The organism is Pseudomonas sp. FYR_5, from assembly GCF_043106315.1.
Classification (GTDB): Bacteria; Pseudomonadota; Gammaproteobacteria; order Pseudomonadales; family Pseudomonadaceae; genus Aquipseudomonas; species Aquipseudomonas putida_Y.
The window spans coordinates 1-7,080 of the sequence record NZ_JBICMK010000086.1 but is presented as its reverse complement, the minus strand read 5'-3'; the positions used below and the strand labels follow the sequence as shown (position 1 = coordinate 7,080).

Below are 7,080 nucleotides of genomic sequence, written 5' to 3'. Positions count from 1 at the left end.
GCCCGCGAAGGGCCGCAACGCGGCCCCGGCTTTATTTATTTTCCTGGCTGGCAGCCGGCGCCGGCGGCGGCCGCAGCCCCACCTCGGCGATCAGTTTCAACGGCTGCCCGTTGCGCATCACCTCAATGGTGATCTTCTCGTTGGGCTTGATCCGCGCTACCTGGTTCATCGACTTGCGCCCGTCGCCGGCCGGCTCGCCATTGATGCTCAGGATCACGTCACCCAGTTGCAGCCCGGCCTTGGCGGCTGGCCCTTCGCGGAAGATGCCCGCCACCACGATGCCTGGGCGGTCCTTCATGCCGAACGACTCTGCCAGCTCCTGGCTCAGTGGCTGTACTTCGATGCCCAGCCAGCCACGTATCACCTGGCCATGTTCGACGATCGACTTCATCACCTCCAGTGCCAGCTTTACCGGGATGGCGAAGCCGATGCCCTGCGAGCCGCCGGACTTGGAGAAGATCGCGGTATTGATGCCGATCAGGTTGCCATTGGCATCCACCAGCGCACCACCGGAGTTGCCTGGGTTGATCGCCGCGTCGGTCTGGATGAAGTCTTCGTAGTTGTTAAGCCCCAGCTGATTGCGGCCAGTGGCGCTGATGATGCCCATGGTCACAGTCTGGCCGACGCCGAACGGGTTGCCGATGGCCAGCGACACGTCGCCGATGCGAATGTTGTCGGAACGGCCGATGGTGATTGCCGGCAGGTTCTTCAAGTCGATCTTCAGCACCGCAAGGTCGGTTTCCGGGTCGCTGCCGATCACGCGGGCCAAAGTCTCGCGGCCATCCTTCAGGGCGACGACGATCTGATCGGCGCCGCTGGTGACATGGTTGTTGGTCAGCAGGTAGCCCTCAGGGCTCATGATTACCGCCGAGCCCAGGCTTGATTCCCAGCGGCGCTGTTTGGGCAGGTTGTCACCGAAGAAGCGGCGGAACTGCGGGTCCTCGAACAGCGGGTGGGCGCTTTTGTTCACCACCTTGGTGGTGTACAGGTTGGCCACCGCCGGGGCGGCCAGGGTCACGGCGTCGGCGTACGACACCGGACCTTGCATGATCCGCGTGGTCTGTGGCGCTTGCTGCAGGTTGACGTCCTGGCTGGGCAGCCCGACCCATTGCGGAAAACGCTGGATGATCAGCATGGCGATCAGTATGCCGGTAAGCAGGGGCCAGCCGAAGTAACGCAAAGCCTTGAACATGAACGAATCCTGGAAAGAGCAGGGGCCAGCGGCCTGGCAGTGGGGCATGAGCGCGCGCGATCATACACCGGTTCCCCCAGTGACGGCGACGGCCCATAATGGCCGGCATTATACGGGCGTTCGTCAGGCGTTGCGCCCGAGAAAAGCGCAGTTTTCGAGGAGATTTTCATGGCCGTTGCTCTAAGTACCCTGGTCGAGGAAGCCGAGCGTTATCTGGGCAGTGCGAAGATCCAGGATTATTGCCCAAATGGCCTGCAGGTCGAAGGCCGGCCGCAGGTCAGCCGTATTGTCAGTGGTGTTACCGCCAGCCAGGCATTGCTGGATGCCGCGGTCGAGGCCGAGGCTGATCTGGTGCTGGTACACCATGGTTATTTCTGGAAGGGCGAGAACCCGTGCATCACCGGCATTCGCCAGCGTCGCCTGAAGACCTTGCTGAATAACGATATCAGTCTGCTGGCGTTTCACCTGCCCTTGGACGTGCACCCGGAAGTCGGCAACAACGTGCAACTGGCGCGGCAACTGGAGATCACTGTCGAAGGGCCACTTGACCCGGAAAACCCCAAAGTGGTCGGGCTGATCGGTTCGCTGGCCGAATCCATGACCGCGCGCGATTTTGCCCGTCGGGTTCAAGGCGTGCTGGGGCGTGAGCCGTTGCTGGTCGAAGGCAACGACATGATCCGCCGGGTGGGCTGGTGCACCGGCGGCGGGCAGGGCTATATCGACACGGCGATTGCCGCCGGGGTGGACCTGTACCTGACCGGTGAGGCGTCCGAGCAGACCTACCACAGTGCGCGCGAGAATGGCGTCAGCTTCATTGCTGCCGGGCACCATGCCACCGAGCGCTATGGGGTGCAGGCGCTGGGCGATTACCTGGCACGACGGTTTGCCGTGGAGCACCTGTTCATCGATTGCCCTAATCCCATCTGATAACGATGTCGCCCCCTTCACGGGTGAACCCGCTCCTACACGGGCCTTTAGGAGCGGGTTCACCCGCGAAGAGGCCGGCCCTGCCAGCCCAAACCCCCAGTCATATCGTTAGATTTTTTCGATCTAGCCAGCCTCCTAAATAGAAGCAGCCGCTGTGATAAAGTGGCTCGCTCGAACACGGCCCGCAGGCCGTCCATAAGATCGTTTTTCGTGAGTAGCCATGGTCGACAAACTGACGCACTTGAAACAGCTGGAGGCGGAGAGCATCCACATCATCCGCGAGGTGGCCGCCGAGTTCGACAACCCGGTGATGCTGTACTCGATCGGCAAGGACTCCGCCGTGATGCTGCACCTGGCGCGCAAGGCCTTCTTCCCGGGCAAGCTGCCGTTCCCGGTGATGCACGTCGACACCCAGTGGAAATTCCAGGAGATGTACAGCTTCCGCGACAAAATGGTCGAGGAAATGGGCCTGGAGCTGATCACCCACGTCAACCCCGAGGGTGTGGCGCAGGGTATCAACCCGTTTACCCATGGCAGCTCCAAGCACACCGATATCATGAAGACCCAGGGCCTGAAGCAGGCGCTGGACAAGCATGGTTTCGACGCTGCCTTCGGTGGTGCGCGCCGCGACGAAGAGAAGTCGCGGGCCAAGGAGCGTGTGTATTCGTTCCGTGACAGCAAGCACCGCTGGGACCCGAAGAACCAGCGCCCCGAGCTGTGGAACGTTTACAACGGCAAGGTCAACAAGGGTGAGTCGATCCGCGTCTTCCCGTTGTCGAACTGGACCGAACTGGACATCTGGCAGTACATCTACCTTGAAGGCATCCCGATCGTGCCGCTGTACTTCGCCGCCGAGCGTGAAGTCATCGAGAAGAACGGCACCCTGATCATGATCGACGACGAGCGCATCCTCGAGCACCTCTCCGAGGAAGAAAAAGCCCGCATCGTCAAGAAGAAGGTGCGTTTCCGTACCCTCGGCTGCTACCCGCTGACGGGCGCTGTCGAATCGGAAGCCGAGACCCTGACGGACATCATTCAGGAAATGCTCCTGACCCGTACGTCCGAACGCCAGGGCCGTGTCATCGATCACGATGGCGCCGGTTCCATGGAAGACAAGAAACGCCAAGGCTACTTCTAATTTCAGGGTTACTCCATGTCGCACCAATCTGATCTGATCAGCGAGGACATCCTCGCCTACCTGGCCCAGCATGAGCGCAAGGAACTGCTGCGCTTCCTGACTTGCGGCAACGTTGACGACGGCAAGAGCACCCTGATCGGGCGCCTGCTGCACGATTCGAAGATGATCTACGAGGACCACCTCGAGGCCATCACCCGTGATTCGAAGAAAGTCGGCACCACCGGCGAAGAAGTCGACCTGGCGTTGCTGGTAGATGGCCTGCAGGCCGAGCGCGAGCAGGGCATCACCATCGATGTCGCCTACCGCTACTTCTCCACCGCCAAGCGCAAGTTCATCATCGCCGACACTCCGGGCCACGAGCAGTACACCCGCAACATGGCCACCGGTGCGTCCACCTGCGACCTGGCGATCATCCTGGTCGATGCCCGCTACGGCGTGCAGACCCAGACCCGTCGCCACAGCTACATCGCGTCGTTGCTGGGCATCAAGCACATCGTGGTCGCGGTCAACAAGATGGACCTGAAGGGCTTCGATGAAGGCGTCTTCGAGTCGATCAAGGCCGACTACCTGAAGTTTGCCGAAGCCATCAACCTGACCCCGAGCAGCCTGCACTTCGTGCCGATGTCGGCGCTCAAGGGTGACAACGTGGTCAACCACAGCGAGCAATCGCCGTGGTACGCCGGCCCGACGCTGATGGAAATCCTCGAAACCGTCGAGGTTTCGGCTGACCGCAACTTCACCGACCTGCGTTTCCCGGTGCAGTACGTCAACCGTCCCAACCTGAACTTCCGCGGCTTTGCTGGCACCATCGCCAGCGGCGTGGTGCACAAAGGTGACGAGATTGTCGTGCTTCCTTCGGGCAAGAGCAGCCGGGTCAAGTCCATCGTCACCTACGAAGGTGAACTGGAAAACGCCGGCCCAGGCCAGGCCGTGACCCTGACCATGGAAGACGAGATCGACATCTCCCGTGGCGACCTGCTGGTACATGCCGACAACGTCCCGCCGGTAACTGACCACTTCGACGCCATGCTGGTGTGGATGGCCGAGGAGCCGATGCTCCCGGGCAAGAAATACGACATCAAGCGTGCCACCAGCTACGTGCCAGGCTCGATTGCCAGCATCACCCACAAGGTCGATGTGAACACCCTGGAGCAGGGCGCTGCCAGCGCACTGCAACTGAACGAAATCGGCCGCGTCAAGGTTGCCCTGGACACCTCGATTGCCCTCGACGGTTACGACAGCAATCGCACCACCGGTGCGTTCATCGTCATCGACCGCCTGACCAACGGTACCGTTGGCGCCGGCATGATCATCGCCCCGCCCGTGTTGCCACACGGCAGCACCGGTCATCATGGCAAGCAGGCTCACGTGTCCACCGAAGAGCGCGCCCTGCGCTTCGGCCAGCAGCCAGCCACCGTGCTGTTCAGCGGCCTGTCCGGTGCTGGCAAGAGCACCTTGGCTTATGCCGTGGAGCGCAAGCTGTTCGACATGGGGCGCGCGGTGTACGTGCTCGACGGCCAGAACCTGCGTCACGACCTGAACAAGGGCCTGCCACAGGACCGCGCCGGCCGCACCGAGAACTGGCGCCGCGCCGCCCACGTGGCGCGCCAGTTCAACGAAGCCGGCATGCTGACCCTGGCTGCGTTCGTGGCCCCGGATGCCGAAGGCCGCGAACAGGCCAAGGCGCTGATCGGCAAGGAGCGCCTGGTGACCGTTTACGTCCAGGCCTCGCCGCTGGTCTGCCGCGAGCGTGACCCGCAAGGCCTGTACGCTGCCGGTGGCGACAACATCCCGGGCGAGAGCTTCCCGTTCGATGTGCCGCTGGATGCTGATCTTGTGATCGACACCCAGGCCACCAGCGTGGACGAAGGCGTGAAACAGGTGCTGGACGTGCTGCGTCAGCGTGGCGCGATCTAAGCGCTAGCCTGCAAGGAGAACCCCGCTTCGGCGGGGTTTTTTGTCTCGCGTTCAGGATCCTTCCCACTGTTCGGAAAGATCTGTCCTAGATATGTTTCTCCGACACCGGTATCACCCGCCTTTCCTTGACTGCTTTGTACGAAAAACTCGAATAGATCTCCTTCACCCCCGGCAACCGCTGCAGCACCTCCCGGGTAAATTCCCCAAACGACTCCAGGTCCCGTGCCAGTATCTCCAGCAGAAAGTCATAGCGCCCGGAGATGTTGTGGCAGGCGACGATTTCGGGAATTTCCATCAGCCGCTGTTCGAACGCCAGCGCCATGTCCTTGGTGTGCGAGTCCATCATGATGCTGACGAACGCGGTCACGCCAAACCCCAGCGACTTGGGCGAGAGGATGGCCTGGTAGCCGGTGATGTAGCCGTTTTCTTCCAGCAGCTTCACCCGTCGCCAGCAGGGCGAGGTGGTCAGTGCCACCTGGTCGGCGAGTTCGGCAACGGTGAGGCGGGCGTTGTCCTGCAAGGCGGCGAGCAGGGCGCGGTCGGTGCGGTCGAGGCTTGAAGGCATTTTTTGCCCTCCTGGTCCGTTGATTATTGTTTTTGTTCCAGAAAGCACGCCTATGTGTAGGCTATTTTGGAAAAAATTGGGCAGCTCGGTGGCATAAGCTTACAACAAACCACAAGAGGCCGTTGCCATGCGCGACTCCCACGACAACACCGGTTTTTCCACGCGGGCCATTCACCATGGCTACGACCCGCTGTCCCACGGTGGCGCCTTGGTGCCGCCGGTGTACCAGACGGCCACCTATGCCTTTCCCACTGTTGAGTACGGCGCTGCCTGCTTCGCCGGAGAGGAGGCGGGGCACTTCTACAGTCGCATCTCCAACCCCACGCTGGCCTTGCTGGAGCAGCGCATGGCTTCGCTGGAGGGTGGTGAGGCGGGGTTGGCGTTGGCATCAGGGATGGGTGCGATTACCTCAACCATCTGGACCCTGCTACGGCCTGGCGATGAGCTGATTGTGGGGCGCACCTTGTATGGCTGCACCTTCGCTTTTCTGCACCACGGTATTGGTGAGTTCGGCGTCAAAGTTCGCCATGTCGATCTCAACGATTCCATGGCCCTGAAGGCGGCGATCAACAGCAAAACACGGATGATCTACTTCGAAACACCGGCCAACCCCAATATGCAGCTTGTGGATATTGAGGCGGTTGTCGAGGCGGTGCGGGGGCATGATGTGCATGTGGTGGTCGATAACACCTACTGTACACCGTACCTGCAGCGGCCACTGGAGCTGGGGGCGGACCTGGTGGTGCACTCGGCAACCAAGTACCTCAGTGGCCACGGTGATATCACTGCGGGGCTGGTGGTGGGGCGCAAGGCGTTGGTCGATCGCATTCGCCTGGAAGGGCTGAAGGATATGACCGGGGCAGTGCTGTCACCGCATGACGCGGCGCTGCTGATGCGCGGGATCAAGACCCTGGCCCTGCGAATGGACCGGCATTGCGCCAATGCTCAGAAGGTGGCCGAGTTTCTGGCTCGGCAGCCGCAGGTGGAATTGATTCATTACCCGGGGCTACCGTCTTTTGCCCAGTACGCGTTGGCCCAGCGACAGATGCGTTTGCCTGGGGGGATGATTGCGTTTGAGCTCAAGGGTGGCATTGAGGCGGGGCGGCGCTTCATGAATGCGCTGCAGCTCTTTGCGCGGGCGGTGAGCCTGGGAGATGCCGAGTCGCTGGCGCAGCACCCGGCGAGCATGACCCATTCCAGCTATACGCCGCAGGAGCGAGTGCATCACGGGATATCGGAGGGGTTGGTGCGTCTGTCGGTGGGGCTGGAGGATGTGGAGGACCTGCTGGCAGATGTCGAACAGGCATTGCAGGCCTGCTGTTAGGTTGCCTGCACTGGCCC

6 protein-coding genes are annotated in these 7,080 nt (G+C 61.6%); 4 read left to right on the top strand and 2 right to left on the bottom strand.

The genetic code is table 11. The features are described 5' to 3' along the window. Nucleotides 1–31 precede the first annotated feature (31 nt). A complete protein-coding gene (algW, locus tag ACF8RA_RS14945) occupies nucleotides 32–1,192 on the bottom strand; it encodes a Do family serine endopeptidase AlgW (RefSeq protein WP_021784129.1) in 1,161 nt (386 codons plus the stop codon). Between the two features lie 168 nt (nucleotides 1,193–1,360). Between algW and ACF8RA_RS14940 the strand changes: the two genes are divergently transcribed. From ACF8RA_RS14940 to cysN, 3 genes are all read left to right on the top strand, one after another. Further along, nucleotides 1,361–2,119 (top strand): Nif3-like dinuclear metal center hexameric protein, encoded by a 759-nt coding sequence (locus tag ACF8RA_RS14940; protein ID WP_021784130.1) that lies wholly within the window; start codon nucleotides 1,361–1,363, stop codon nucleotides 2,117–2,119. Nucleotides 2,120–2,339: 220 nt separating this feature from the next. Further along, nucleotides 2,340–3,257: a sulfate adenylyltransferase subunit CysD gene (gene cysD, locus ACF8RA_RS14935; protein ID WP_003251799.1), complete on the top strand. Its 918-nt coding sequence runs from the start codon at nucleotides 2,340–2,342 to the stop codon at nucleotides 3,255–3,257. A 15-nt stretch (nucleotides 3,258–3,272) separates the two neighbouring features. Beyond that, nucleotides 3,273–5,174 carry a sulfate adenylyltransferase subunit CysN gene (cysN, locus tag ACF8RA_RS14930; protein WP_084852049.1) on the top strand — a complete coding sequence of 634 codons (1,902 nt, stop codon included), beginning with the start codon at nucleotides 3,273–3,275 and terminating at the stop codon, nucleotides 5,172–5,174. An 85-nt stretch (nucleotides 5,175–5,259) separates the two neighbouring features. Here the strand turns inward: cysN and ACF8RA_RS14925 are convergent, their stop codons facing one another. Then, the gene (locus ACF8RA_RS14925) at nucleotides 5,260–5,739 is read right to left on the bottom strand and encodes an Lrp/AsnC family transcriptional regulator (RefSeq protein WP_003251803.1); all 480 of its coding nucleotides are present in this window, start codon (nucleotides 5,737–5,739) and stop codon (nucleotides 5,260–5,262) included. 127 nt (nucleotides 5,740–5,866) lie between these two features. Here ACF8RA_RS14925 and ACF8RA_RS14920 point away from each other — a divergent pair, with 127 nt between their 5' ends. Continuing rightward, nucleotides 5,867–7,063 carry a methionine gamma-lyase gene (locus ACF8RA_RS14920; protein ID WP_176682597.1) on the top strand — a complete coding sequence of 399 codons (1,197 nt, stop codon included), beginning with the start codon at nucleotides 5,867–5,869 and terminating at the stop codon, nucleotides 7,061–7,063. The last annotated feature ends 17 nt before the right edge of the window (nucleotides 7,064–7,080 follow it).

Excerpts from the sequence above, each read along its gene's own strand:
- ACF8RA_RS14925 (WP_003251803.1), bottom strand. The coding sequence starts at position 5,739 with ATGCCTTCAAGCCTCGACCGCACCGACCGCGCCCTGCTCGCCGCCTTG.
- cysD (WP_003251799.1), top strand. The coding sequence starts at position 2,340 with ATGGTCGACAAACTGACGCACTTGAAACAGCTGGAGGCGGAGAGCATC.
- ACF8RA_RS14920 (WP_176682597.1), top strand. The coding sequence starts at position 5,867 with ATGCGCGACTCCCACGACAACACCGGTTTTTCCACGCGGGCCATTCAC.
- ACF8RA_RS14940 (WP_021784130.1), top strand. The coding sequence starts at position 1,361 with ATGGCCGTTGCTCTAAGTACCCTGGTCGAGGAAGCCGAGCGTTATCTG.
- algW (WP_021784129.1), bottom strand. The coding sequence starts at position 1,192 with ATGTTCAAGGCTTTGCGTTACTTCGGCTGGCCCCTGCTTACCGGCATA.
- cysN (WP_084852049.1), top strand. The coding sequence starts at position 3,273 with ATGTCGCACCAATCTGATCTGATCAGCGAGGACATCCTCGCCTACCTG.